The organism is Rhodococcus sp. OAS809 (assembly GCF_040546695.1).
In the GTDB taxonomy this organism is placed as follows: Bacteria; Actinomycetota; Actinomycetes; order Mycobacteriales; family Mycobacteriaceae; genus Rhodococcus_F; species Rhodococcus_F qingshengii.
Window position 1 is genome coordinate 537,422 of record NZ_JBEPOI010000001.1, and the last position, 25,345, is coordinate 562,766.

A 25,345-nucleotide genomic window follows, 5' to 3' on the forward strand; every position below is an offset into this window, starting at 1 on the left:
GCGGTGCCGGGTCTGCCGTCGCTGATTGCAGCGTTTATCCGGTCGGGAGAAGCCTGAAACGCTCCGCCGCTCGCAGAATGTTCTCCGCGGTTCCTCCGTACAGAATGCGCGCGTAATGGGAGTCCACGCCCGCAAACCGATCGCCTGCCGATGCCGGCACGCCGATGTCGAGCAGAGCGTCTTCGAGTAAACGACCGCTGAGCCCAGTCCTCGAAAAATCGACGTAACAGAAGATGCCAGCTGCTGGGGTGACCGCGTCGAATCCCGCTGTGCGGCTGGCGTCGAGAAGGAGATCGCGGCGATTGCAAAAAGTGTCGAACTCGACGTCGAGCCAGTCTCGGGGGCCGACGAGCGCCGCATGCACCGCGATTTGTGGAATGTCGCCAACATTGATCGAGTCGCATTCGAAGGCGCGGTGGACTACTTCGAGTAGATCTGCGGGTGCGTGCACATACCCGACGCGCCAACTCGAGAACGCATAGTTCTTACTGAAGCTGGTGATCGTGATCAAACGGTCGTACGTTTCGCGCAGGGTCATTTGAGGCGTGTAGCTGACCCCGTCGTGTACGTAGAACTCGTAGGACTCATCCGAAAAGACGTACAGATTATGAAGTTTGGCGAACTCCAGCACCGCAGCCAGCTCACCCCGGGTCGGTACGTTCCCGGTCGGATTGTTCGGATTGCACAGGATGATCGCTTTCGTAGCCGGCGTGACCTCCGACGCCATAGCCTCCAGTGGTAGCGCCCACCCATCGGAGGCACGTGCCTGTACATATCGGGGATGTGCTCCGGCCATTCTGACGAGCGCATCGAAGAAGTATGTCGGTGCGGGAATGAGGACCTCGTCTCCTGGAGCAAGTAGGGCGCGCAGAGCAATGCTCATGCCGTGCTGTGCACCGTGAGTGACGAGCAACTCCGTATCCGGATTTGCGGACAATCCGAAATTCGTGTCGAGATGGTCCGCGATCGCGGATTTGAGCATCCTCGACCCGCGTGTTTGTCGGGGAAATACGTCGCCGGCGAATCGTGCCACCGCGTCCACTACATGTGCTGGCATCGGGAGCATGGGAACTCCCTGCATGGGCACCATGTCGGCCCCGGCGTTTTGGCGGGCTGCGGTGCGCTCCCATAGTTCGAGAGTAGGCAGTCGGTCGTACATGTGTCCCTCCTCAGATCGGTGAGCGAAGTATGGGTGGGAGGCCATGCCCACCGAAAGAAAGAAATATTTATGGCCTGATGTTGAGATCTTACGATTGCGTTTCGGTGGGCCGGCCCTCTCCCGGAGGTTCGAGTGTTCGACCAAAGCGAATGTAGGGACATCGACGGTCGCCTCCATCCCATCTTGGGTCCGGCAATTGTGTGTTGCCGTGCAGCGCCTTGTCATTCCCGTTTTGTGCGTGTGGCCGGGGCCGGCAGCTCGTGGCCGATTTTTCAATCGTTGTGCGCTGTGTCACGAAACTTTAGAGGTATCTTAGGATACCGTCAAGCTCCCGTTAATATATTTACTCCGCTGCAACATATTTCGCGTTCCACATGGTGACGATTGGCGTGACCTCGACTTCTCCACGTTCCGGGCACGCCGGGAACGGAACGTGTGCTCGAAGCCAGCGCAGGCAGCAGGCTTCTCGGGTCACCCCGCAGACGGGAGTTTTACTACGTGAACCTTTTCTGTGTCGAGTCAGAGGGCTCGAACTCAGGGAAAAGCGGCGCTTGACGTAGGTGTCTTCGCGCTCGGCTGTGGCCGCTTCTTCGGGGTCTGCGCGTACACCACGACGAAGCGAGCAAGTCCTCGGCTCAGGCAAATGTCGAAAGTGTGTGGCACACCGCTAAACGTGTACGCCCGATGAGAAGGGGAATACGAGACTCGTCCTCATCTCCGCAATTGCGGTTTGGCGCTCACGAGCCAAGGAGAGCTATCGGGGCACGCAGTCGGTGTCGACGGTGGCCAGGGTGAGGGGAACTCGTATCTCGACCGAGGTCACTTCTGAACTGGTAGTGAGGGCCTGCAGGATTTCTCGCCGCGCAGACTGTGCACGGACTTTCATCGCTGCTCGTGCTGCCTCGGCGTCCCGGTTGACGATGGCATCGACGATCGCCTGACGCTCTTCAATCCTTAAGGGGGGCATTTCCGGATCGAGCATGACCGCGAGCCTGCCGATGCGTTCGATCTCGTCGAAGACATCGATGATGCTTGCCGCGAGTCGATCGTTGCCGCACCCGTTGGCGATAATGGCCTCGAACTCGTAGTTTGCCCGCAGTCTCTCGTCGAGGTGGGGGCCGCCGAGTTGTCCGTACCCGTCGTCGACGCACAACTCGACCAGCCGGGTTCGGTCTTTCTCGGACAATCCCTTGGCGGCGGTGAGCGCCGCAGCCTCGGTCTGGAGGAGTGTGCGCATATCGCACAGGTCGGCGACGTCGCTGAGTGTGACCGACGAGACGACATACCCGGCCCGACGGATAGGGACGACCAAACCGTCGCGATGGAGCCGCGCCAAGGCTTCGCGCACGGGAGTCTTACTCAGTCCCCATGCCGCGGCGACCTGCTGTTCGGTGAACTGTTCGCCGGGCTTACGCTCGAGTTCGATGATTTCTCGCTTGAGTCGCTGGTATGCCTGCTCCATGAGGTTCGACCCGTCGTGAGCAGCCTGGATCAAGGCCGGTTCGAACTTCATATCGTCTCCTCCGCTCACAGCCAGGTGCCGTTAACATCCTAGATGGTTGATTCCTTGAACCGAGGTCAGTGGTCGTAGGCGATCGAAGATCGTTAGGCAAGGTTGCCGATGTTCCAACCGTGCCAGATCCGCAGCGTTGCCATCGCGAGCAGTCGTTGGGCTGCGGGTAGCACTCGTTGGGCGAATGCGGGCAAGGCCCCGGAGACGGTGTGACCGCCCCGTTTCTCGAGGCCGAGTTGCCCTTTCAACGTCGGTTCACCGACTTGATCCATTGCCTCGGTGGCGAACGCCTTGTCCGAGAAGCCGTTGCCAGTGAACAACCCGCACGGACCGGATCAGGTGGTGCTCGCGCGTGAACCCGCGCCGACCTCACGTCCACCGATCTTCGGATTCGCCAACGCCTACATGACCGGCATCGCGTCCCCGGCGTGCCGACCAGATCTGAAGCTTCATCGTTGCCCGCGACATCCGCTCCAATGTTCCCCATGACATCGCGCACGGAACCGGGGTGTCGTTGGTGATCCACTGGTCGTTCCACCACGACAGTGACAATTGCGCCAGGACCCGAATCATGTTGACCGACAACTCGTGCCACCATGAGTCGCTTGCGGTAGCTCGATCGGGCAGGTGCGGGAACATTGCGCGCACCACTGTGCTGGTGCGTGGGTGGCGAATCCGCCGGCGTTCGCAGTCGAACCGAGCAGAACCTGCGCGACAGCGGGGGCAGTTCGGTATCGGACAGTAACGGACCGTTGGCTGCGCCCCCGCGCGGGATGGAAAGATGTGATCAGGTAGTCGTCCCTACCAGTCCGTCAGCGGCAGTCTTCCAATGAACCCACCGTGTAGGGAGTTCGACCTGCCGTTTAATATCCTAAAGATGTCTTGAAAAGATCTTAAAGTGCCTCTACAGTCAGGATACAGGCAGAAGTGAACGGTCGGAGATCTGCATCGGTGCAGCTCAACCGCAGCGCCCTACATCGATCGAACACAGCCACTGTCCCCTCGCCTCTGGAGACTGGGTTCCATCGCCGACACGCATGCTACCGAGACAATGGCGCAGCGGGCACGACCACTAATCACTCCAATGAAAGGCCCAGTCGTGATCAATGGCGATGCTGGCGTCACACTCGATGACGAATCCGAGCGGCGAATGTGGTGCACGATTTGCTATGCGAATCCTTCCGCTGGTCGGTGTTGCGTTCATCGTCAGGTACATCGACTAGGCCCTCGGGTGCATCGCCCCGGCGATGTGCGCAGACCTGAGCATCACCTCCGCTCCGATCTGACGAGCGACTGGACTTTTCTTCATCGAATACATCCTCGTCGAAGTGCCCACCAACTTGATGCTGCTGCAAGGCTTCGGGGCTCGACTGTGGATTCAACACACCTTCTACCGCCGGGTGACCCCTGTCGGCCCACGCCTCCAAGAGTTTTCGGGGCCAGCCATGTCCTAACGATCACATCAGTTACCAACAACGTATTAGCCTTGAGCTAGCTCGTCTGAATTCAACTCTCAGCGCGGTCGCGGCGGGCACCTCGTCGATACCGAACGCGGAAATCTCGGAAACCATGTCCGACTTCATTCCCGACAAAACACAACGCCACATCCCACGGATCCAATCGGACCTGGACGCGGCCGGCTTCGACGACGCAGAGGAAATCGCGCACGGCGGTTTCGGTGCCGTCTATCGATGCCGTCAGCCGCACCTTGAACGGACCGTCGCGGTCAAGGTACTCACCACCGATCTCGATCAGGCGAACTGTGACCGTTTCCTTCGCGAACAACGCATCATGGGGCGCTTGACGGGTCACCCCAACATCGTCAACGTCCTCGAATCCGGCGTCACCGATGCGGGCCGACCGTTCATCGTCATGCCGTACCTGTCGCAGAGCTCACTCGAATCCCACATACGGCGCGACGGTCCACTTCCGTGGACCGAGGTCATTTGCCTCGGCATAAACATGGCCTCGGCCCTGGAGACGGCGCACCAGTGTGGCATCCTCCACCGCGACGTCAAACCCGGCAACATCCTCTTCACCGATTACGGCGGACAGCAACTCAGCGACTTCGGAATCTCACACCTCACGGGTGGGTTCGAAACGGGCGCCGGCACCCTCACCGGGTCACCGGCCTTCACCGCCCCGGAGATCCTGCTGGGTAAGCCTGCCTCAATCGCTGCGGATATCTACAGCCTCGGTGCCACACTTTTCTGCGCGCTGACCGGCCATGCCCCCTTCGAACGCCACAGCGGTGAGAAGGTGATCGCCCAGTTCGTCCGTATCACGACTGATCCGATCCCACAGCTGGCCGGGCTTGGCATCCCCGACGACGTGTGCGCGGTAGTGGAGAGAGCGATGTCAGCGAACCCTGCCGATCGCCCGCAGACCGCAGCCGATTTAGGTATCACGCTCCAGCACACGCAGCGCCAACACGGATATCCTGTCGACGAAATGGCGTTGCATACTGCGCACACCGGCCACGCTGTGCCAGCCGAGGAGCCGATCGCAAACGGTGCCGCCCCAATCCGACCTCGCTCCTCCTCCATCGAGGTACCGGCATCACCCAACACTGATCCGACACCCCCTGTGGTCGGGAACGTTCCCGGGAATCTCTCGGTAGAACTCACCAGCTTCGTCGGTCGCCGTCAGGAAATCGCCGAGGCACGCAAGCTGCTCACCAGCGCTCGCCTGCTGACGTTGACCGGTATCGGGGGTGTCGGAAAGTCCAGGCTCGCGCGACGCATCGCAATAGACGTTCGCCGCGTGTACGACGACGCCGTCTGGCTCGTCGAACTCGGGAACCTGCACGACCCGGACATGCTCGCCGAGGTCGTGGCCACGTCATTGCGCCTGCGCACGGACACCGGACTATCCGTCGGAGACATCCTCACTCAGTACCTTGCTTCGCGCAGACTGCTTCTCGTGCTCGACAACTGCGAGCAGATCATCAGCGCAGTCGCGAGACTCACTGAGACGCTGCTTCGAGCGTGCCCGGATGTGCGGATCCTGGCCACCAGCCGTGAGCCGATCGGTATTCAGGGCGAGGTCGCACTGAGGGTGCCACCATTGGGGATTCCGGACGTCGACACGGAGACGTCCTTACGCGGGCTTCCCCAATACGACGCGGTACAACTATTCGCGGACCGAGCGGCCGCCGCTATGCCCACCTTCGAGATCAGTGACGACAACTGCGTGACCGTGACCCGCATCTGTCAGCGCCTCGACGGGCTCCCACTACCCATCGAACTCGCGGCAGTCCGGCTGCGCGCCATTTCCGCCGAGCAAATTCTCGAGAGGTTGACCGACCGTTACCAGCTCCTGACCTCGGGAGGTCGTAACGCACCGACCCGGCAGCAGACCCTGCGGCTCTGCATCGACTGGAGTTATGACCTTTGCACACCACAGGAACGAACACTGTGGAGCCGAATGTCCGTATTCGCGGGCAGCTTCGAACTGGACGCGGCCGAGGCGATTTGCGGGTGGGACTTCTCGCCGCAGCTGCTGCTCGACTTGGTGTTTTCGTTGGTCGACAAGTCCATCATCATCCGTGAGGACGCCGGGACGGTCGTGCGTTATCGGCAACTTGACACACTTCGCGAATATGGTCGAGACAAACTCCGTGGACAGCCAGAGCGAGAAGCGCTTCGCCGCCGTCACTGCGACTGGTACTCGCAACTGGCAACGCGAGCGGAAAACGATTGGCTTAGCTCCCATCAGGCGACGTGGATCGCGCGCCTGGACCGCGAACAGGCGAATCTGCGGGACATGCTCGAGTATTGCCTCTCCGACGCTTCGGGGACTCCAGGGGTCGAGACGGGCCGAAGTAGCGGACTGCGAACGGCAGCTGCGCTATCGGTGTTCTGGCTCGCCCGCGGACAATTCAGTGAGGGCGAACGCTGGCTCACCCGCCTCCTCGCGCAGCCGAGAGCGGAATCCTCACACGAGCGGGCAGCCGCGCTGTATTCCGCATGCATGTTCGCCGCCGCGCAAGGGCTGACGGCTGCAGCGCAGGATCGGTTTGCCGAACTCAGTGTCATCGCCGACGAGCTCAACAGCCCAGCACTGCAGGCCCTGTCCACGCATGCCTCCGGATACCTCGCGCTCTCTTGCGGCAGGCCCGCCGACGCGATCGGAGACTTCGAAGACGCTGTCACAATCTTCGAAGAGGAAGGAAACCTGCTCCGCCAAGTCGGAAGCCTGTTCGGGCTGGCGCTCGCCTGCGGACTTACCGGCGACGAATCCCGCGCTGTTCGCTGCCACGAACGCATAATCGCGATAACCGAACCATTGGGTGAGTCGATCTACCGGTCGTACTCACGGTGGGCGTGTGGGCTCGCGGTGTGGTTGCAAGGCGACCCGGAGCGGGCTGTGCAATTGATCCAACAGGGGCTGCGATTGACGCGTCTCGTCGATGACCCACGCGGGTCCGCATGGTGCTTTCAGACGCTGGCGTGGATTGCCGCCGAGCGGCGCGATGGCAGGCGCGCCGGAGTGCTCTTGGGTGCTGCGGAAACGCTCTGGCAGGCGATGGGAATTCCCACGATGCAGTTTCCGAACCTGGAGCGTTACCAGCAAGACTGCAAGCGACGCGTCCAATCTCTACTCGGCAGCAAGGGATTCGAAAGTGAGTCAGCACGTGGCCGGTCACTCAGACCCGATGAAGCCATCGCCTTCGCGCTCGACGAGAAGATCGAACCACCCCCTCAGAAGGACGGTCCGGGCATAAGTCTGACACGTCGTGAATGGCAAGTGGCCCGGTTGGTCGCCGAGGGAATGACGAACAGAGCCATCGCCGACAGGCTGGTGATCTCACCCCGAACCGCGCAGGGACACGTCGAGCATGTCCTGGTCAAACTCGGCTTCACCTCACGAGCGCAAATCGCAGCCTGGATCGTCGAGCGCAAGCAAGCCCCTCGCCCCTGACCAGGTCGGAAAGCTCGCGCGTGAGCTGCTGATCTCGTCGACCAACTGGTCAACCGTCTCCTTGATCATATGGGTGAGGGTTTCGGTGACGTCGATACAGAAACTGGCACTAACGGTAACCTCGCCGTGCTCGTCGAGGATGCTGCCGCCGACTACGACCCTGATCTCGTCATGCCTTGGTGTTGATGATGCGGCACGGGGCGTCGAGAGGGGTGCCGGCCGCTACCAACGGACCGAAGTCGCAGCACCCGATGCAACGGCCACCGATCCAAAATCGGCTCCACAACCAGCGGAGATGTGGAGGTGCAGATTCCGAAGCTGGAGTCGGGATCGTTCTTTCCCTCGCTGCCCGACGTCCTGGCGTTCACTGCGTTCCCCAAAGCCCATTGGCAGAAGATCGGGTCGAACAATCCGATCGAACGACTCAACAAGGAGATCGAACGCAGAGCCGGCGTCGTGGAAATCTTCCCCAATCCTGCCGCGTTCCGAGATTGGCGACCGCGGTCGTCATCGAAGCTCACGACGAGTGGCAGGTCACCTGCAGCTATGTCTCGGTGTTCAGCACAGACGAACTCAGAAAGGTCATCGCAGACAAAGTCCGCGCAGCAGCCACGGCTGAATCTTCGACCAAATCACACCAAATCGCCTAACAGTCAACATGACTCGTCGATCACAACCCTAGGCACTCAACCTGATCCGAAGTCCATGCACGAATCCGTTCGCTTGAACGTGAACTGGGATACTCCTCCGAAAGTGCCTTCAGTGCGGCGTTCAAGCGACATGTCGGTGAGGCCCCGTTGAGCTGTCGTTCTCGGATCCGCGCCATCCCCGAAGGAAGGGTCGGGGCGTGACGAGGCCAGGTTGATGCGGTGGTGTCGGAGCGTCACCAGTTGCGTTTGTATTCGGCAGGTTCCGCGTCGAACGAGTCGCTCATAGCTGGATAGCCTTGGCGCGCACATTCGCTAGGGCGTCGTCCAGCGCCCGACCGAAGAAAGAGTGCCCCAGACCGGGAAGTTCGTGCAGCGTGGAGCGCGGCAGTCGGTACGCGATGCCCCGGGCCATAGTGATTGAGCAAGTATTGTCCTCGGTGCCATGCCATAAATCTGTCGGCGCTCCGATGCCCTCGAGGTCGAAGCCCCACGGAACCCCGATTGCGCGAAGTTCGTCACACACCGCGCCGATACTGCTGTAGGCCTCACCGTATCCGTCCAGAATGAACTGAAGTTCGGGGCTGGTGAGGGCCTCGCGCTCTGTCGGCGTTGCCTTGGCTGCGGCATGCTTGACCATACGTTCTGCGTGTGCTCGGGTGCCTGTGAGGATTTTCATCAGACTGACGACCACGCCCATGAACCCCGGTGCGTGCTGCGACACCATCGTCATGATCTTCATCGGGCCGGCGAGCTCTGGGCGAACCCAAGTCTCGGTGGCCGGTCCGAAGCTGGAGATCAGTGTCAATGTGGAAACTCGTGATCCAAGGATGTGTGCGGCGGCGAGCGCGTGGGGCCCACCGCCTGATTGCCCGGCTAGGGCGACGCGCTCCAGTTCTAGCGAATCCGCTAGGGCGGCAACATCTTGGCCGTAGCGCACCAGTGACCGGTTGCGGTCGCGGGTGGATTGGCCGTACCCGGGCTTGTCGATACTGATGAGCTTGACGCCGTTACGTGCGGCAGCGGAAGCGAATGCGAGCCCCCCGGTCGCACTCGAAGGCGTGCCGATGGTGAACAGCAATGGCACACCGTCGGGATCTCCTGCTTCGATGTAGGACAGTGTTCGGCCGTCAGGAAGCGTGGTGGTCTGTCGAGGGAGGATTCTGGTCATGGTCTCTCCTGGAAAGTTCAAGTGCCACGTTTCGAGGTGGCGTACGGGATTTGCAACATTGCGATACAGGATTGATTTCTTAGTTTAGTTCCATTGCCCCGCTAAGGATCTGGTGCCTCCTCCGGCGTGAGACTTGTGCCGAAATAGCTGTTTGCTATGACGTCGGGCGTGTTTCGCACCTCTGTGGCCGTCCCGGTAAACACGATGCGCCCCTGTTGGAGGATCACGCATCGATCCGCGATCGTCAGTGCCGCATGAACGTGTTGTTCGACAAGAAGTACCGCCACGCCTGAGCTCGCGATCTGTTGTACGACGGGAAGGATGTCGTTCACGACGACAGGCGCCAATCCGAGAGTCAACTCGTCAATGACCAAGACTTTGGGCTTTTGCGCCAGGGCACAGGCCCTATCGTGCAAGGCTGGTTGATCAGTAGAATCGGAAGTGTTGGCAGCCCGACCAAATTGAGGGACCATCCATCGTGCCGCGAGACAATGAGGGTTGCACCATCGACCGAGGCCTCACCACTTCCTGATACTCGCGACACCACTGTCTATTTCTGCCGTGGAACTGAGCCCGAGGAGTTGCAGAGTGCGCACGTAGTCCTCGCGGAACAGGGCCAACATTCGGTCGACTCCCTTCTGCCCGCCCGCCATGAGGCCGTAGAGGTAGGCACGTCCTACGAAGCTGGCGTCGGCCCCGAGGGCGACCGCGGCGGCAAGATCGGATCCGCTGCGCACGCCGCCATCGAGGTAAACCCCAGTCTTATCGCCGACCGCGGTGCGGATACCTGGCAAGAGCTCCAATGGAGCGGGAGTGCGGTCGAGCTGGCGGCCGCCGTGGTTGGACACAACGATCCCGTCGACACCCAAGGCGGCGAGTTCCTTTGCGTCGCCGGTGTCTTGGATGCCTTTGATGAGAAGCCTTCCCTCCCATCGGTCTCGGACCCATTCGATGTCGCGGAAGGTGATATTCGGATCGAACAGGGTGCGGACGATACCGGCGAGATCATCGGAGGCTCCGCCGGCCGCGGCGAAGTTCAAGGGCTCGGACATCACGAACCTGCTCCACCAACGTGGATGACGCACTGCCTGTAGCGCGCTGCCCCAACGCAACGAAGGTGGGATGGTCATGCCATGACGGACATCGCGAAGACGCGCTCCGGCAACCGGGGTGTCTACCGTCAGGACGAGGACGTCCATTCCAGCCGCACGTGCGAGTTCGAGCCGTTCGTTGTTGAGTGCACGGTCGCGAACGACATAGAGCTGGAACCAGTTCCAGCCAGCGGGTGCGGCGGCAGCGATGCCCGCTGCTGTCGTCGACCCCATGGTGGAGAGGACATACGGCACTCCGGCTTCCTGCGCTGCCTTGGCGACGGCGGCTTCTCCTTCGTGGTGCATCATGCGCGTGAAACCGGTGGGTCCCAGTACGAGTGGCAGCGATACTTCGCGTCCGAAAATCTCTGTCGCGGCCGAAACTTCGCTGACGTCTTGAAGTGCTCGCGGATGGTATTCGACTCGGTCGAACGCAGTGACCGATGTTTTCAGTGACCGTTCCTCTTCGGCTCCACCGTCCACATAGTCGAAAATCATTCGGGGCGCGCGGCGACGAGCAAGACGACGAAGGTCATCGAGGTTGGTCGCGCGCGCCAACCGCCGCTCGAGGGTAGGCAGCGTGGGCATCGCTGGAATGTACTCGCTGAGGCTTTCGAGCCGTGTGCGGAGCCGTGGTGTAGTCATGCAGTGACAGTAGGGTTCGAATACAACCGAATTTATTGCTTGGAACTACATTTAGGGCGATGCTGGCTTGTGCAGCCGCACAATGGCTTTTTCGAAAACTGTCCAAGGAAGCAAGGAGCGAAACAGGTGGCCCTCACTGTCGCTGATGTATCCGCTCGGCTCGGGTCCGTTTTGGTCGTAGACCAGATCGGGCGGCTCGATGCGGTTGTCATAGGTACCTTGGTGACTGATCCGGAATATCCGATCTCACCGACTGAAGGGGCGCTGATCGTAGCGCCCGGCTTTCGAGCGCACAGCGCAGCCTTCCGTGACTTGATGCGGACAGCGATCGCTGCACGGTCCGCGGCAATACTGCTGAAAGGGCCACTTCCCGTCCACTTTGGCAGCGATGATATCGCTGTAATCGGCGTCGACTCGCGGACGGACTGGGGACAGTTGCTCGGCCTCATCCGAGCCGCATCCGAAACATCAAGGGTTACAGACTATTCGGAGGACTCTCTGTTCGGACTTGCCGACGCCATCGCCGCGTCGTGTGGCGGCCCCGTCGTCCTCCACGATCCAGCATGGCAGCTGTTGGCATATTCGGGCGGAGCTCCGATGGACGAAGTGCGCAATGAGAGTATTCTCGGAAGGCGAGCGCCCGCCGCACCCCTTGCCGAGCTGGGGTCGATCGGGCTACTGGACTCACTTGAGCGGGGCGATGTGATCGCGTTCCAAGACAACGAGATCGCCGGTATGTCGCGACGATACGCCGTGGCGGTCCAAGCGGGCACCGAACTCCTTGCCACGATCTGGCTACAGCCAGACGGAGAGGCTTCGCACAGGGAGATCGAGGTACGTCTTCGCAAGGCAGCCGACAACGCCGCCCTCCCACTGCTCCGGCACGCAGCAGCTGGACTGGGCGGCGCAAGTTCGGGCGATGCCGCGTTCAGCGCCCTGCTCGCGGGTAAGCAGACCGAACGAATCGTGGCTGAGCGACTGGGCGTGGAGTTAGATGCCGGATTCGTCCTGTGTGCCATGCGCCCCACGACCGCAGACGAGCGTGACCGTGCCGCCACGGCCAGACGTCTCCGCGCGTTAGCCCGCAGTTACTGCGACGCCTTTCGCGTGCGCGCCCAGCTGGCTGTCGGACCGGACACGACTTACCTGGTTTTTCCCGCAGCTGACCAGGAACAGCGCCAGAGTGCGGTACGCATCGTGAGTGACATTCACGGGCGACTCCAGTCAACGGCTCCGCACCGTGCATTAGTCAGCTCCACTTACCATTCGCTCACCGAGACCAGAGCGGTGAGCCTGAATATCAATGAGTTGCTTGAGCTCGCCGAGCGGCGGGGTTGGACCGGGCTCACCGACAGTGAGCACCTCCAAGCCAGCTGGCGGCTCGAGCAGTTCCGCGAAGTGGCTCTTGCACACCCTGCTCTGTTGTCAGGTCCCATCTCTCGACTTTCTGCGCAGGATCGTGCGCACCAAACGCATCTGGTCGATACCTTGCGCACCTACTTCGACTGCGTTGGGGACATGAAAATCGCGAGCCAAAAGCTCGGTCTACACGTCAACACCGTCAGATACCGGATCAACAAGGCTCAGGAAATAGGACGTTTCAGCCTGGATGATCCTGACGACCGTCTGCTCGCCGAGCTACAGGTGCGGCTGGTTACTTGATAGCGGCGAGCAGCAGTTCTCACGAAGTCATGTCGCGAACAAGTTGCACGAGAGTGCGGACCGCGACACCTGTTCCACCGGAGGGAATTTCGTCGTAGGCGGAGCCGTTGTTGAACGAGGGCCCGGCGATATCGAGGTGCGCCCAAGGCACCTCACCGACGAACTCACGCAGAAACGCCGCAGCATACATTGCCCCGCCGTACGGCTTGGGGTCGTGCTGACGCAGGTCCGCGATAGTCGACGAGCGCACCGCCGCACCCATTTCATCGGTGATCGGTAACGGCCACATCGACTCGCCTGCCGTACGGGACGCTGAGAGGACTGCGCCGATGAGGCCCTCGTCGGTGCCCAGTACGCCTGTGGTGCGCTCACCGAGCGCCACCATGCATGCCCCGGTGAGGGTCGCGACGTCAATGATCTGGTCGGGCTTGACTGCGACCGCAAGTGCGAGGCCGTCGGCGATCACCAGACGGCCCTCAGCGTCGGTGTTGTGTATTTCGACCGTGGATCCGTTCCGCATCGCCAGCACGTCACCGGGCCGAAAGGCAGCGCCGCTGGGCATGTTCTCGGCGAGGCAGGCGTACGTCGTGATCTTGATCGGCAGCCCGAGTCGGGCGACGGCCAGCGTCGTGCCCACTACAGCGGCTGCCCCCGCCATATCCATTTTCATGGTCGCCAGTGCGACGGCGGGTTTGATCGAGAGCCCGCCGGAATCATATGTGACGCCCTTACCTACCAAGGCCAGGTGCGTGGTGGCATCGGCCGGGGCGTATGTCAGCGTCACCAGTCGTGGCGGGGCCGCTGAGCCGAGTCCGACTCCGATGATGCCCCCGCAATTCTCCTCAGCGAGGCGTACTTCGTCCCAGATCTCGACTGCCACATCGTTACCGACGAATGCGGCACTGTACGCGGCGATTTCGTCGGCGAAAATGGGCGGTCTCTGATCGGAAGGAGACGCATTGACCCAATGGCGGACTTGCGCAACGGACTGGGTCACCGCGTCGGACTGCTCGACCAAAGCCGCACTGTCCTCAGCGAACAAGCTCAAGATAGTGACCTCTCTTGGCTCACTGCTTGTTTCGGAATCATCGCGCGAGGTCTTGTATCGGTCGTACCGATAACCACCGAGCCGGGCGCCCTCAGCTACAGCGACCGTTTCTTCGACGCTCGTAGGGTGAAATGCGATCGCTGCCGTGCCTTTCGGTGCGGCTCGCAGTCCGCGGGCGGCCGCAGCGCGCAGGTCCGCCTCGGAAGGTTCGGCCGGTAACGCGACTGCCACGATTACACTTGCCGTGGCTCGCTCGCCTGCGGGGAATGTCATGACCTGGTCGCGCTCGCCGGTGAAGCCCAGCAGGTCGAGGAGATCTGCAACATTCTCGTGTTCGGGGCAGCCCGTGCCGGTACCGCGTATGCCGAGGATCAGCACGTCGGCCTTCGTAACTAGCGGCTCGGTGTCGCTGAGGGACACACTCGGCAGAGAGTGTGTGAAATCGTTCATCGGGAGTTGCTCCTTCGACGAGGCCATTTGCGTGTGCATGGTGGTATGTCGAGTATCGCTTCGCGATGAGTCCTCGAAGTGGAACTACCGCAACAAATTTCCGAGTTGGTTGTTGTTCTGGTGCACAATGGTCGGAACGGCACTGTCACGTTGCTGAGCTCGTGGCAACTGGGACGGGAGCTCATTCGGTGGGTGGAATGCGTCAGGAGAATGCAATGACCAAGCCGAATCTCAGACACTTGCCCGGCCCGCGCACTGAGTTGTTCCCGGCGGTGCCAGCTATGCCGGAGTGCTCGCTGCCAACCGACTGCTATCCAGCCTCGCGTCATCCTTCGGCGAGGGCGTTGGAGTGCCGTGCAGCGTCACAGTGGCGAAGGGATGCTCTACCGGAGGAATGGCTCACGGGGAGACCTGCCGATCGCCCTTGATGTCACGCTCTACCAGGACCACATCCTGATCGAGCGCGGCATCAACTAGCTCAAGGCGTGCCAAGGACTGGCTACCCGATACGACACGATTCTCGAGTGCTGCCACGTTCCTGCGGACGGCACACCCGCCGTCCGCGACTCGAGAAACTGCTGTCAACTCCGGCCCCAACTGCCTACCTTCGAATGTCGTGTTGTGGCGGAGGGAGGGACAGTTTGGACCCGGCATGGTGTGGTGGTGGGAACACGAATCATCTATGGCTGGAACAGTTCCGGGCCGGCAGGAAAGATCCTGATCAGGCACACCCGCTCGCCGGCAGGAGCGTGTCACCGTCGAGGGGGGTGCGGTGTCTGCCCGGCTACTTGGTTTCGTTCGGGTGGCTTGTGTGCACCTGCTCCAGGGCGACTGTGCGCTCGTGCACGTAGAACCAGATACGTGCGGTTCCTTTCGCTGTCGGCTTGTGCTGCCAACGCTCGTAAGTGGTTCCCCCACGTGAGATGGTGCCGAGTTCGCCCCGGAGCGGGTAGTTCGTCGGTGTCGTGGTCTGAGGCGTCCGCGTGAGGAAGTCCCACGCTTCCGTTATGGGGGTTGCGGATCGTCGCTACGAGGTCCTGCCAGCTTTTGCGTGCGTTCGAGGTCGCGAACCGGATCTCGTACTCGCTCTTCTTCGGAGGGCGGGGGACCAGTTCGCCCTTCTTGGCGGCCGTCACGCTTACGGACGTTCCACGGTCTCGTCGTCGTCGAACCATTCGAGGTCGGCGGCGCGGAGTCCGGCGGCGATGGCGGTCGCCGTCTCCTTCCACGATGTCAGCGCCGCGATCGCAAGGTGCGGTTGGTCGGTGGAGAACGAGGCGCGCGCGGCGTCCACGAGGTCCTGAGCGCAGGTCTCCCGGTCTGCCGGCGACAGAGCGAGCATCCAGGGGAAGGCCTTGGACATGCGTGCAGCGAGGGAGCCATTGTCGTCGAGAGTGACGGTGATGAGTTGGGCGGCGAAGTTAAGCAGGCGGGAGCGGCCCTCGGCTTCGCGTTGCGACATCAGGACGAGCGCCTCGCCGTCGCGTCGAGTCACGGTGACGGGATGGTTCTCGGCTTCGGCGAAGACCTCGGCCGAGTGTTTGCTCAGGTCCGAGGAGCGTCGGGTCGCGGCGGGGAGGCCTGGTGCGGTGATCATGTGGCTAATGTATTCGGAACGTGTTCGGAAGTCTAGGTGTCGCTGAATTGTGGGACACGTTGGTTGAGTGATGCGCTGGCATCGGCGGAGTCGATTCACCGTTCACGCTGCCGCGCCAGAGGTTTCTACGCCGTCTTACCGGTTCTGGACGAGGTCAGGTGTGCCGTGGACGATGCTGTGGCGAACCAGTCGACGGTACTCACCCGGTGGCGGTGATCTCGCAGCGCTTCCGCGGCGGTACGCCTGCTATGGCATGCGAGCTGTGAGCTGTTGGAAGAACTCTTCGACCATGGATCTGCTTGTCCCGTTGAACAGTTCGGCTCCACCGAAGCAGTAGACCTGGTACCCGGCTAGGCGCAGTCGGCGGTCCTCGGAGACCATCTGGGCGTAGAGCTCGGGGCTGGCCTTATCCCCGCTTGCGTAGTGGTGCTTGCCGTCAACTTCGATCACGACGCGGCGGCGGTCGCTGAACAGCAGGAGGAAGTCCATCCGTTGACGTGCCAGCGGAGAGCCTGAGGAGGAGTTGCGGCGGGTGCTGGTCGTAGGGGTCGTAGTGGAGATAGACCTGTGGGATCAGAACAGGGATGGCGAGGAGGTCCAGTAGCGAGAGGCGTAGGTATCCAAGACGACCTGCAGCGCTCCATCGGATGCGGCCAGGTTCGGCGACACCACCTCGGATCATTCGAGAGACAGGGGCAAGAAGTCGTACCAAACATGGCGACCGTGGCCCCGTCGTTCAGGAGCACCTAAGCGGTAACGGGGGCTCCACCGGACAGCTGCGCAGGCAAACTCAGTGTGGAAGGGGCGGTAGATGTGCTGTGCAACGTCACTCTGCTGAATACTGTGCGCCGAGGAGCCGTAGTTGCAGCATCAATCCGAAGCGGACGTCAGGGCTGCTCAGATCGATCCCGGCGATAGTTTCGATTCTTTCAAGCCTGTACCGGAAAGTGTTCTTGTGCACGTGCAGGGTTTTCGCCGCAGCGACTACGTCTCCGAAGCTTTCGAGCCAACAGTCGAGCGATGGAACTAGTTGTGTCCCATGGGTGATGTCGTATTCAAGGAGGATGGTGAGTGGCCCGTCGAGTTGCAATCCGTTGGCGGCGATCGAGTCCCCGATCTGAAGCATGAGTGCATCGATCTGGACATCGGCGGCCTGTGCTACGCGTGTGCTTGTATGCCGACGGGACTGTAGAACTCTCAACGCGGTATCGGCATCGCGGCGGGATACCGGCAGTTCGGTGACGTCAGTGACGACGCGTCCCAGCCCCACACAGAATTCGGTAGAAGTTTTCAGATAGGAGATGAACGTGGTGGCCAGTGTCTCGATTCTTGCCAAAACTGGATCGTCGACAGATTGGACGGGAATGACCGCGTAGATGACAGTGCCCAGTTGTTCGGCAATCGCACGTGGATACGTCGACCGTAGGTGCATGCGAAAGGCGAAGCTTGCGCGCTGGAGGTCAGCCAAAGTGCGAAGCTCTTCACCGGCCTGCCTTGGACCCAGCACCACGACACACGCGTGCGACGAACCGAAGTTGAGTTGCTGCGCAGCTTCGCGTGCGCGCCGGCCTCCGTCGAAGAGCATGGTGGTCAAGTGTTCACCTCTGCGACGGGACGAGTCAGCACTGACTCGGGCGCGCAGCATCGCGAGTGCCACAACCTGGGATGCTTCGGCCATCCCCCGTTCTTGTTCGGGGGTGAGCGGTTCAGGAACGATCGCCCAGATCGAGCCGAGGACTTCATCGCCCGCTTGAACTCTCATTGCGATCCGCGGAAGCGTTCCCGGAGCGGGGTTCTGCATAAAAACGGGTTTGTCCGAGGCGTAAAGCTGAGGGAATACGCCTTGGTCTCGTTGCGAGGAGGTGTAAAGCTCGGGAACCTGTAGGCCAAGGATTGTGAGGCGCCGAGGTTCATCGGTTCCAGCCTGATCCGCCGAGAACGCAATGACCCGAGAGGAGAGGTCTTCGATAGTGACAGGAGCAGATAACAAGGCTGACACCGAGTTCGCCAAGGTGAACAGGTCTCGACTCGAATCCGTGGTGTCGACCGGATCGCCGTCACTGTCCAAGTTCAAGGCGCCCCCGACAAGGGCGGCTACCTGAATCCAGGAGGCGCCGCGGACGAGACCGAAAATGGAGACACAGCCACGCAATGCCATCTCGGCGATTGCTTCATCGATCACTACTGGCTCACGAATGACCAGTGCGGCAACGCCAGCGTCCACGGCGGCAGATACGAAGGAGCCGAAGTCATTGTCGGTAGCAAGAGCCACCCCCAACACCACTGCGTCAGGCACGATACTCGGCGGGTCGAGGGGGTCGTGAAGAATTACCGAAGAGACGGCACGGCTTGACTGGTGGGGGCCGGCTCTGTGTGTCAAGAGTGTTGACCCGAGGCGTTCAACCAAAAGTCCGAGGTTTGCGGTGGTGCTTCGCAGGCCGGTCATTGGACGATTGTACACCCACTACGTGCATAGTTTGGTCGATCGAACGATTTCCTCAGTGTTCGAGGCCTCCACAGTGAGAGGGAGCAGGCGGCGGTTCGTTGGCTGTCTTTCCAAACGGTGAGGAGTGATCGTGAAGGCGTACATATCGGTGGACATGGAGGGTGTCGCAGGCATTGCAACCTTCGATCAGATCCTGAGAGGGGGTTACGGTTACCCTCGCGCCCAAGAGTTGATGACCGAGGAAGCCAATGCTGCGATCGGTGGAGCCTTCGACGGTGGAGCGACGAGCGTGCTCGTGAACGATTCTCACGGGACCATGGACAATTTGATACATGAGCGTCTCGACCCACGAGCACGGTTGGTCTTCGGTGCCCCGAAGGCTCAATGCATGGCCGAAGGGCTCACCGACGACTGTGCGGTGGCGTTGTTCGTGGGCTATCACGCCCCTGCCGGGGCGCCCGGCGTCCTGGCGCATACCTTCTCCGCGCATTTCGGGGAAATAAGAATCAACGGGCTCCGGGTCTCCGAGGCTGAAGTCAACGCGCTCTATGCAAACTCGCTCGGGGTGCCGGTGGGATTGGTTACGGGCGACGACGTCATCAGCGAGATCGCAAGTAAGGCATTTCCTGAGGCCGAGATTGTGACTGTCAAAGCAGCCCACGGCTTTTCGGCTGCGAACTCCATCTCGCCTGCTGTTGCGCGTAAATCGATCCGCGAAGCGGCAGCATCTGCAGTGTCTCGGGCGGCGGAGATGACCTCCCCTTCTGTGCCGTTGTCCTTCGAAGTCGAGGTTGACATGCCTTCGCCGGTAGCGGCGGAACTGGCGGCGAGCATTCCAGGCTGTGTAAGGACCGCCGACCGCACCATGTCGACAGTCCTTACCTCGGTGACAGACCTTCTCGGACTGATCACGGTGCTGTACGAGCTCGCTACCGGTAGTGAACGGTCGCGCATGGCGATTGTCAATCGCCGCTGAGCAGTTCGCTACCCGGACCTGTCGACGAGTTCCTCCATCAGGTTCCTGAGGAGTTCCGTGCGTGGGAGAATCCATGCGATCTCCGCATGCTCGTCGCGTGCATGGGCGCCGCCTCCGACGGCGCCCATGCCGTCGAGTGTGGGCACTCCAAGTCCGGCGGTGAAGTTCCCGTCCGACGCACCGCCGACGGATATCTCCCTCAGCGGATCTTGCCCGAGGGTGCATGCGATCCGCTGCGCATCACGAAACAGCGAAATTGCAGCGTCATGTTCCATTGGTGGTCTGTTGATTCCCCCGTGTACGACAACCTCTGCCCCAGGAATGCGAGAGTTGATGGCGCGAATCGACTGATCCACACGTTGTTGTTCCCGAGCTGTGGTCGCCCGGACGTCGACGTCGAAAACGGCCTTCGCGGGGACCGTATTAGGAGCAGTCCCTGAGCTCAGTACGGTCGGAGTTGCAGTCGTGCCAGCCGATTGGTCAGCGAGCTCAGCAATTTGCAAGATGACCTCTGCTGCAGCGATAGTCGCATTAATCCCCTTCTCGGGCTCGAGACCACTGTGCGCAGCGCGGCCGATGATCTCGATCTGGTACCGCGATACCCCCTTGCGTTCGGTCTTCAATGCTCCACCGGAGCCTGCCGCCTCCAATACGAACACGGCAAAGCATCGGCGCGCCTCGTTCTCGATGATTTCCCGCGATGTCGGTGACCCAAGCTCTTCATCGCCCGTGACCAGCAGGGTCACGTGTTCCAACATTTCGTCACCACGACGTTCGGTGAGTTGTCTGAGCGCGTGGATACTTTGCGCGAGTCCGAGTTTCATATCGAAGCAACCTGGCCCGCGGATGATTCCGTCGGCCTCGCTGTATGGGAGATCCGTGATAGTCCCCAGCGGCCACACCGTGTCGTGGTGCGCGAGGATCATGACACGGGCGGCCGACCCGCGTAAAAGTACGTGGTGAACTCCTTGCACACAGAGTATTTCAGGGCGGCGCCCCAGTCGTTCATAAACCAACTCCGCCACCACATGCGCTGAATGCTCCACTGCGTCAAGGTCGGACGAGGGAGACTCTGTCTCGACCAGTCGGCGCAGGTCGGCGAGAATTGCACGAACCACTGCGGGGTAGGCCGGCGCATCTTCAGAAGTACGTACGGGCCGCATCGATAACCTCATATTCATCGGAGACGATCGGAATTACTCGCCACTTGTCGAATGTCGTACACGGGTGCGAGACACCGAAGCTCATCAGGTCTCCTACCTCGACGTCGTCTCCGTGGGAAACAGACACATAGGTGTGCTGGTCGTTTACCGCGCGGGTACGCATCCCGACTGCGTTCCGAACCTCTCCACGACGTCTCAGGCTGAGGGGTGTCGGTAGATCTGAATCCGTCGAGACATCACGTCTCCCCAATCCCGCGATGACAAGATCAGGCTCGGGTCGTGAGAGAACCTCCGCCCACACTTCAAGAGCGGGCAGCGGCGAGGGCTCCTGGTCGACGAACGGTGAGGTACGCGCGTACACGCCGTGATCGTGCGTAAGGTAACACCCACTTCGGAGCAAGATTTCAAGTCGTGGCCCGTGCCACTGATCTCTGAAGCGATCCACCACCACGTCGAAAAACGAGCTACCGCCGAACGAAACCAGTGTTGTCAAAGGATCGAGAAGTGCCCTGACGTGTAGCTCACGCACGACAACACCCGCCGAGTCTATGAACCGCCGCGCCTCATTTCTTTGTTCCTCGACATCTCGGCCGGGCACGAGGCCTTCAAAGCCCTCGACTCCCACGAGTTTCAGGTTCTGGCTTCGGTGGACAGTCGTCGCGGTGACGATCGCTGCTTCAGTTGTCCGCACGCCGGCACGGCCGTGGGGGTAACCGACCTCGAGGAGGACCGGTTGCCGTGGAAGATCAGCCCCGTAAGTCTGTATCGCCGAGTCCAGACGCTGCGCAGTTTCCACAGAATCGACCAACGTCAAAATTTGCAGATCCGGGTGCTTTCGCAGCTGCCCCGTGAGGTAAATGAAGTCTGCTTCGCCGACTACGGGATTGGCAATCAACATCCGGCGAACACCCGCGTGTATGAACACCCGCGCTTGCTGCACATTGGCCACAGTGATACCCCAGGCGCCTGCATCCAAGTGAAGTCCCACCAGCTCCGGACTCATCGTGGTCTTTGCGTGGGGGGCAAGCAGAACATCGTGTGTGAGGCAGTAGTCCCGCATGAGGTGCAGGTTGCGTTCAAGCGCGGTTGCCTTCAGCGCGGCGGCCGGAAAATGAAAGCCGCCGTCGAGGAGATTCCATCCCTGCCCGCCGACATCGCTCAGTGCAATCTCGACTTCAGGAAAACTCCTGTCTCGCCAGGTAATCGAGTCCTCGGCGCGGAGCGAATTCAAGGATTTGCGATACGAAGACGATGCAAGCGGTTGCTTCAACACTGAATGTGCACGACCGGCGCCGGCCCCGGTCATCATCGGGCGGTCTTTCCACGTCGCGGTGGGGTTGTCCACTGACATCTGCTCCTCGGTTAGCGCATGCGCCTGAATGTGACCGAACGTAAAACCAGAGAACAGTATGCGTAACAACGATCTTCGAAGTATTCGTGCACTGGGCCGAGGAATCGGTTAGACCTTCGTGCGAGCGGCCGATGCGGGCACCCGATCGCAGCGATATCAAGGGGAATCGGGCACGTGCTCACGGCCGACGTGTGGGCAACATCGACAACCTATTGATGTGAGACCGGAAGTCCTGCCAAGACGCCGCATTTCGTCAGAGCTATTTCCGTTGCGCCCGCCGAAAGTTGAAAGAAGATGCGCAGCAGCATTTTTAGGGACTCAGGTCCAATTCGGCACGGATGCTCCGCCGCTGGTGCATAACCTGCTCCGAGTAGAAGAAATACCCGAGTTCGCACAATTATGAGACGATTCCAACCCTGGCCGTGGATCCTGTCTGCCACGCTGCGCAGTGATGAAGGGTGTTTGCGTGCACGTTCCGCAGTCTCGCCGACTCGGTGTGGTGCCGTATCCGATGTCTGGTTCAGTTGTGGCTGTGCAGTGGGATTCCGGCCAGGGCACGATGCGCCTCACCGAGGGCTTCGGTCTGGGTGGGGTGTGCATGAATCAATGTGGCAACCTCGTTCGGATACGCGCCCCAGTTGACGATCAGTTGGGCTTCGCCGATGAGTTCGCCCACACGTTCGCCGACCATATGTATACCGACCACAGGTCCTTGGGTTGCGCCGGCACGCACGAGTTTGATGCCGCCGCCGGTTCCTAAGATTTGACTCTTTCCGTTGCCCGCGAGGTCGTAGACGACGCTGGTGATTTCGCCGTGCTTGTCACGTGCTTGTTCTTCGGTGAGGCCGACGGAGGCGACTTCCGGATTCGCGTACGTCACGCGTGGGATGCTGCTGTCTTCGACGAGGGCGGGATTGAGCCCCGCGATTGTTTCCGCGACGAAGATGCCCTGTTGGAAAGCGCGATGCGCGAGTTGGGATCCGGCGACGATGTCACCGACCGCGTAAACCCCGGGTTGTGCGGTGCATAACGTGCTGTCGACCGACACGAAACCGCAAGGGTCGAGCTCAATGCCGTTCTCGGTCAAGCCGATACCCGAGGTGCGAGGTGAGCGACCCACGGCCACCAAGAGCAGGTCCGCCTCGATGACCTCCCCTGATTCCATCGTGACGACCACCATGTCGGCGCTCTGAGTCGCATTCGCGACGCGGGTATCGGTCATCGTCGTTATCCCACGCTTACCAAGCGCGAGGCTCAGTTGCTTCGACGCCCATTCGTCCTCGGCCGCGAGCAATCTGGGAAGTGCTTCGACAATTGTGACCTCCGCGCCGAGGGAGGCCCAGATACTGGCAAATTCGACGCCGATGACACCTCCTCCGAGCACGACGACACCGTGCGGCATTTCTGCATAAGTCAGTGCCTCGTCGCTGGTGAGGATGCGGCCGCCGATCTCAAGTCCGTGCAGGCTTCGGGCTTGGGATCCGGTTGCCAGAACCAAGGATTCCCCGGTGATTGTTCGGTCACCAACACGGACAGTGCGGCCACCGTCGTAGTGGCCGGTGCCGTGGATGATCTCGATCTTGTTCCGACGTACCAGACTTTGCAGGCCTTTGTAGAGTCGGTCGACAACCGAGTTCTTGTATACGTGGAGACCGGGTATGTCAATCTTGTCCAGCGTGGCAATGATCCCGAGAGGCGATGCGTGTGAGATGGTGTCGGCTACTTCCGCCGCATGAACGAGCGCTTTGGTAGGTATGCATCCTCGGTGGAGGCAGGTTCCGCCGACCTTGTCTTCTTCGATCAGTGTGACGGTTTTACCGAGCTGGGCGGCGCGGAAAGCGCACGCATATCCGCCTGATCCGCCCCCGAGGATCAGAACATCTGGTTGGTCAAGCATGTTTTCTCCCTTGGCTTTACACGCTGGGTGTATCGGAAACATCGAAATGATCTGGATTGTCGAAGATACGCACGACATCCGTTGCCCCGTTCGAATATTCGACGAGCCAACAGAGTTTTTTCTTTGAGATCACGACCATCGTGATGATCGCCCATTGGTCGCTTTGCCAACCGTCCTTGCGCGCAACTCGGATGAAGCGCCCGACATTCCTCTCTGCGAGTTCGCTCCGCGATGTCGAATCGCTCAGGCCCACTTCGGTGGTGTTCGGCGAGATCATCAGCTCAGTGAAATCAAAGACAGTGGATCAGAAAGGATGTGGGCTATCGCTGACAGAAATGTCGAACCTTGCTCACCGTCGACGAGCCGGTGGTCGAAGGACAGGCTCAGAGTTGTGACAGAGCGTAGTGCGATCTCACCCTGATGTTCCCACGGCTGCCGCCGGATCGAACCGAAGCACAGTATGGCTGCCTCACCAGGGTTCAGAATGGGAGTGCCGGAATCGACACCGAATACCCCGACGTTGGTGATGGTGATCGTGCCCTCGGACAGGTCCAACGGGCCGGTCTTTCCCTCCTTCGCGGTGGTTGTCAGGTCCGATAGTGCGAGTGCGAGGTCGCGGAGCGCGAGCGTGTGTGCATTTTTGATGTTCGGCACCATCAACCCCCGCGGGGTAGCGGCTGCGATGCCGAGATTCACGAAGCGTTTGACGACGATCTCGTTGGCGTCCTCGTCCCAGTGTGAATTCAGTGACGGGTTAGTGCGTAGTGCGACGAGGAGTGCTTTGGCCACCAGCGCCAGCGGCGTCAGCCGGACATCGCTGAAGTGCTTCGTTTCTCGTAGTCGAGCAAGGAGTTCCAGCGTCGGGGTGATATCTACTGTGACGAATTCCGTGACGTGAGGTGCGGTGAATGCGCTGCGGACCATCGCTGCAGCGGTATGTTTACGGACACCCTTGATCGGGATGCGTTCCTCTTCGCGCGCGGCCGAAATCGACGCCGAGGGAGCTTGGCTGATGGATTCGCGCGAGTTCGGTGCGGGTCTTTCTGCCGAAGCGGTATTGCGATGGCGTTCGAGATCGTCGCGGGTGACATCACCGTGGATGCCGGTGGCGTTGACTTGAGCGAGATCGATGCCGTATTCCTTTGCTACGAACCGCACTGGCGGAGAGGCAAGTGGGCGGCCGGGGAACTCTTTCTGCCTGTCGACGAGGGGTGCCGTCACCGTGCCGGTACCGACTTTGCGGCGGCGTCTGCTCGTGGACTCTTCGGCGACGCCGTAGCCGACCAGAACCGGAGTGCGGTCTGCCGTATGTGGGAGGTCCGGTGTCGGGGGCGAACTGTCTATCTTGTCCGGCGCCTCTACGGAGATGTCGATGAACCGGCTTCCGACGTTGACGGTCGTTCCTTCCCTCGCGTGTAGCGCGACGACAGTTCCGGCGTAGGGAGACGGCAGTTCGACGGATGCCTTTGCGGTTTCGACTTCGGCGATGATCTGGTTGAGGGCGACGGTGTCACCGATCTCGACCCTCCAGGTGAGTAGTTCGGCGTCTGTGAGACCCTCGCCGAGGTCGGGCAGCAGAAACGTCTTGACAGTGTGCATGCGAACT

19 protein-coding genes and 1 pseudogene are annotated in these 25,345 nt (G+C 60.8%); 5 read left to right on the forward strand and 15 right to left on the reverse strand.

The genetic code is table 11. The annotated features are described in order from the left end of the window. Nucleotides 1–34 precede the first annotated feature (34 nt). From ABIE52_RS02540 to ABIE52_RS02555, 4 genes are all read right to left on the reverse strand, one after another. Nucleotides 35–1,159 carry a pyridoxal phosphate-dependent aminotransferase gene (locus ABIE52_RS02540; protein ID WP_192713454.1) on the reverse strand — a complete coding sequence of 375 codons (1,125 nt, stop codon included), beginning with the start codon at nucleotides 1,157–1,159 and terminating at the stop codon, nucleotides 35–37. 754 nt (nucleotides 1,160–1,913) lie between these two features. Continuing rightward, entirely contained in the window at nucleotides 1,914–2,672 is a 759-nt protein-coding gene (locus tag ABIE52_RS02545) for a GntR family transcriptional regulator (RefSeq protein ID WP_192713455.1), read from the reverse strand. 92 nt (nucleotides 2,673–2,764) lie between these two features. Beyond that, the gene (locus ABIE52_RS02550; RefSeq protein ID WP_192713456.1) at nucleotides 2,765–2,992 is read right to left on the reverse strand and encodes a hypothetical protein; all 228 of its coding nucleotides are present in this window, start codon (nucleotides 2,990–2,992) and stop codon (nucleotides 2,765–2,767) included. A 49-nt stretch (nucleotides 2,993–3,041) separates the two neighbouring features. Continuing rightward, a complete protein-coding gene (locus tag ABIE52_RS02555; RefSeq protein ID WP_192713457.1) occupies nucleotides 3,042–3,311 on the reverse strand; it encodes a hypothetical protein in 270 nt (89 codons plus the stop codon). A 930-nt stretch (nucleotides 3,312–4,241) separates the two neighbouring features. Here ABIE52_RS02555 and ABIE52_RS02560 point away from each other — a divergent pair. Further along, complete coding sequence (locus tag ABIE52_RS02560; RefSeq protein WP_192713458.1) at nucleotides 4,242–7,595, forward strand: protein kinase domain-containing protein; 3,354 nt, start codon at nucleotides 4,242–4,244, stop codon at nucleotides 7,593–7,595. A gap of 351 nt (nucleotides 7,596–7,946) precedes the next feature. Then, nucleotides 7,947–8,245, forward strand: a pseudogene (locus ABIE52_RS02565) (transposase); the annotation flags it as partial. A 280-nt stretch (nucleotides 8,246–8,525) separates the two neighbouring features. Here ABIE52_RS02565 and ABIE52_RS02570 read toward each other — a convergent pair. Together ABIE52_RS02570 and ABIE52_RS02575 are read right to left on the reverse strand one after the other, a co-directional pair. Beyond that, nucleotides 8,526–9,413, reverse strand: coding sequence for an alpha/beta fold hydrolase (locus tag ABIE52_RS02570; protein ID WP_192713459.1), 888 nt, complete (start codon nucleotides 9,411–9,413; stop codon nucleotides 8,526–8,528). 518 nt (nucleotides 9,414–9,931) lie between these two features. Further along, on the reverse strand, nucleotides 9,932–11,149 hold the full coding sequence (locus ABIE52_RS02575) for an alpha-hydroxy-acid oxidizing protein (RefSeq protein WP_192713460.1): 1,218 nt from the start codon (nucleotides 11,147–11,149) through the stop codon (nucleotides 9,932–9,934). Nucleotides 11,150–11,371: 222 nt separating this feature from the next. Between ABIE52_RS02575 and ABIE52_RS02580 the strand changes: the two genes are divergently transcribed. Continuing rightward, entirely contained in the window at nucleotides 11,372–12,811 is a 1,440-nt protein-coding gene (locus ABIE52_RS02580) for a PucR family transcriptional regulator (protein ID WP_192713461.1), read from the forward strand. Between the two features lie 19 nt (nucleotides 12,812–12,830). Here the strand turns inward: ABIE52_RS02580 and ABIE52_RS02585 are convergent, their stop codons facing one another. Continuing rightward, nucleotides 12,831–14,309 carry a leucyl aminopeptidase gene (locus ABIE52_RS02585; RefSeq protein ID WP_192713462.1) on the reverse strand — a complete coding sequence of 493 codons (1,479 nt, stop codon included), beginning with the start codon at nucleotides 14,307–14,309 and terminating at the stop codon, nucleotides 12,831–12,833. Nucleotides 14,310–14,663: 354 nt separating this feature from the next. Between ABIE52_RS02585 and ABIE52_RS02590 the strand changes: the two genes are divergently transcribed. Continuing rightward, the gene (locus ABIE52_RS02590; protein WP_290287425.1) at nucleotides 14,664–14,786 is read left to right on the forward strand and encodes a hypothetical protein; all 123 of its coding nucleotides are present in this window, start codon (nucleotides 14,664–14,666) and stop codon (nucleotides 14,784–14,786) included. Between the two features lie 661 nt (nucleotides 14,787–15,447). On the opposite strand, the gene ABIE52_RS02600 is transcribed toward ABIE52_RS02590, so the two are convergent. The 3 genes from ABIE52_RS02600 to ABIE52_RS02610 form a co-directional block, all read right to left on the reverse strand. After that, nucleotides 15,448–15,906: a prevent-host-death protein gene (locus ABIE52_RS02600; RefSeq protein ID WP_192713463.1), complete on the reverse strand. Its 459-nt coding sequence runs from the start codon at nucleotides 15,904–15,906 to the stop codon at nucleotides 15,448–15,450. A gap of 246 nt (nucleotides 15,907–16,152) precedes the next feature. Then, nucleotides 16,153–16,395, reverse strand: coding sequence for a putative endonuclease domain-containing protein (locus ABIE52_RS02605; RefSeq protein ID WP_192713464.1), 243 nt, complete (start codon nucleotides 16,393–16,395; stop codon nucleotides 16,153–16,155). 337 nt (nucleotides 16,396–16,732) lie between these two features. Beyond that, complete coding sequence (locus tag ABIE52_RS02610; RefSeq protein WP_192713465.1) at nucleotides 16,733–18,178, reverse strand: PucR family transcriptional regulator; 1,446 nt, start codon at nucleotides 18,176–18,178, stop codon at nucleotides 16,733–16,735. Between the two features lie 304 nt (nucleotides 18,179–18,482). Between ABIE52_RS02610 and ABIE52_RS02615 the strand changes: the two genes are divergently transcribed. After that, nucleotides 18,483–19,328: a M55 family metallopeptidase gene (locus ABIE52_RS02615; RefSeq protein ID WP_192713466.1), complete on the forward strand. Its 846-nt coding sequence runs from the start codon at nucleotides 18,483–18,485 to the stop codon at nucleotides 19,326–19,328. Between the two features lie 8 nt (nucleotides 19,329–19,336). Here ABIE52_RS02615 and ABIE52_RS02620 read toward each other — a convergent pair whose 3' ends face one another. The 5 genes from ABIE52_RS02620 to ABIE52_RS02640 all read right to left on the reverse strand — a co-directional run bounded on the left by ABIE52_RS02620 (nucleotide 19,337) and on the right by ABIE52_RS02640 (nucleotide 25,338). Further along, the gene (locus ABIE52_RS02620) at nucleotides 19,337–20,491 is read right to left on the reverse strand and encodes a M20 family metallopeptidase (RefSeq protein ID WP_192713467.1); all 1,155 of its coding nucleotides are present in this window, start codon (nucleotides 20,489–20,491) and stop codon (nucleotides 19,337–19,339) included. Beyond that, nucleotides 20,469–21,836 (reverse strand): type III PLP-dependent enzyme domain-containing protein, encoded by a 1,368-nt coding sequence (locus tag ABIE52_RS02625; RefSeq protein ID WP_192713468.1) that lies wholly within the window; start codon nucleotides 21,834–21,836, stop codon nucleotides 20,469–20,471. The genes ABIE52_RS02620 and ABIE52_RS02625 overlap by 23 nt, the downstream gene beginning before the upstream one ends. Nucleotides 21,837–22,362: 526 nt before the next feature. Next, on the reverse strand, nucleotides 22,363–23,739 hold the full coding sequence (gene lpdA / locus ABIE52_RS02630; RefSeq protein WP_192713469.1) for a dihydrolipoyl dehydrogenase: 1,377 nt from the start codon (nucleotides 23,737–23,739) through the stop codon (nucleotides 22,363–22,365). 16 nt (nucleotides 23,740–23,755) lie between these two features. Then, nucleotides 23,756–24,016 carry a hypothetical protein gene (locus tag ABIE52_RS02635; protein WP_192713470.1) on the reverse strand — a complete coding sequence of 87 codons (261 nt, stop codon included), beginning with the start codon at nucleotides 24,014–24,016 and terminating at the stop codon, nucleotides 23,756–23,758. Then, entirely contained in the window at nucleotides 24,016–25,338 is a 1,323-nt protein-coding gene (locus ABIE52_RS02640) for a dihydrolipoamide acetyltransferase family protein (RefSeq protein ID WP_192713471.1), read from the reverse strand. The genes ABIE52_RS02635 and ABIE52_RS02640 overlap by 1 nt, the downstream gene beginning before the upstream one ends. Nucleotides 25,339–25,345: the final 7 nt, after the last annotated feature.